The sequence below is a fragment of the Polaromonas sp. P1_G2 genome (genome assembly GCF_056405515.1).
Genome location: NZ_JBFUBY010000526.1, coordinates 1 through 1,131, shown reverse-complemented (window position 1 = coordinate 1,131; position 1,131 = coordinate 1). Strand labels below are relative to the sequence as shown.

Below are 1,131 nucleotides of genomic sequence, written 5' to 3'. Positions count from 1 at the left end.
ATGTTGTCCTCGGTGTTCATTGTGGTGGTGATTCTGTTGCAGATTCCTTATGGAGCGAGAGTCTGGTATGGGGTTATTGCGACACCGCCCCGCTTCCTCCGGCCGGTCCTTTGCCCATGATCTTTCAACCGGAACCGTGTCCCTACAGGTCGGCGGCGATCTCCGCACTTGCCGCAAGAAGAACATCTTGGCGTCTTGCATGCATGAGTCCCAGTTTCAGCAGTTGCCTGACCGCCGCTCGGATGGGACTTGGAATATTGACCCTGCCTCGTAGCGATCTGTCACCAGGCTTAAGAGACATTGGTGCGGAAGCCTCCCTTCCGGATTTGCCGAATGCAACTCTTTCGCWCTGGTACCCACCCAATGGGCCGACTCGTGCTGCGCTCCTGATCGCAGATTCTCTAAAAGGTGCCTCTAGGCGGTAGGCCAGGCAGAAGTTCCCCCATTCCGGCCACCCGTTCCAGCGTAATAGCCAATTGCCGCGCCAGCGTATGCAGGAGGCGCTGCTGTTCCGGAATCATGAGTCATCGGGATTACACGGGCTTTTGGGCCAACACACCGCGAATGCGCTTGGGCGCCTTCAGTGGCAGGTAACCCCGGTACCCACCTGCCGCGGCGTCAATCCGACCCAAGAGRCAAACTGACGGCCGAATTTGAATATCGAGAAGTCCCCGGCCGCAGCCACCAATGGTGGGGCCGTCAAATCCCCAGTGCCCCGGAATTTGCTGTGTTGCCGCCGACGGAAAATTGACAGTCTCGCTGTCAAGATTCAGCCCGCGGCAGCAGTTAGGCATTAACTGGCAAGGCCAGCAGGCGCAAACAGCGCAGCGATCTCTAGCAACTTTTGAAGACTTCCATTCGTGCCTGCCGTTCGGCGCCGAACGATCCGCTCAGCCTGGCGGACAGATTTTCCCTGCGCATCACCTCTCCGCACGCTAGGCAGGTGGGACCCAAGCCTGGATCCTGGCCACACGGAATGTGCGTGTATTGAATCGCGACTTCTTCTTCATCGGACTTGCACCAGGTCTCTCCCCAAGCGCGTAGGGCCAGAAAGACAGGATAAAAGTCCTTTCCCATCTCGGTCAGGTGGTACTCGTGGCGCAGGGGCCTGTCGTTGTAGGGTCGGCGCTC

3 protein-coding genes are annotated in these 1,131 nt (G+C 58.5%); 1 reads left to right on the top strand and 2 read right to left on the bottom strand.

The window, feature by feature from the left end:
* Positions 1-425, top strand: a 425-nt coding sequence (locus AC1D0P_RS25910) for a LysR substrate-binding domain-containing protein (RefSeq protein ID WP_477679346.1), incomplete at its 5' end; no start/stop codon positions are given.
* A 155-nt stretch (positions 426-580) separates the two neighbouring features.
* On the opposite strand, the gene AC1D0P_RS25905 is transcribed toward AC1D0P_RS25910, so the two are convergent.
* Positions 581-685: a hypothetical protein gene (locus AC1D0P_RS25905; RefSeq protein ID WP_477679347.1), complete on the bottom strand. Its 105-nt coding sequence runs from the start codon at positions 683-685 to the stop codon at positions 581-583.
* Positions 686-834: 149 nt separating this feature from the next.
* Positions 835-1,131, bottom strand: a 297-nt coding sequence (locus AC1D0P_RS25900; RefSeq protein WP_477679345.1) for a winged helix-turn-helix transcriptional regulator, incomplete at its 5' end; no start/stop codon positions are given.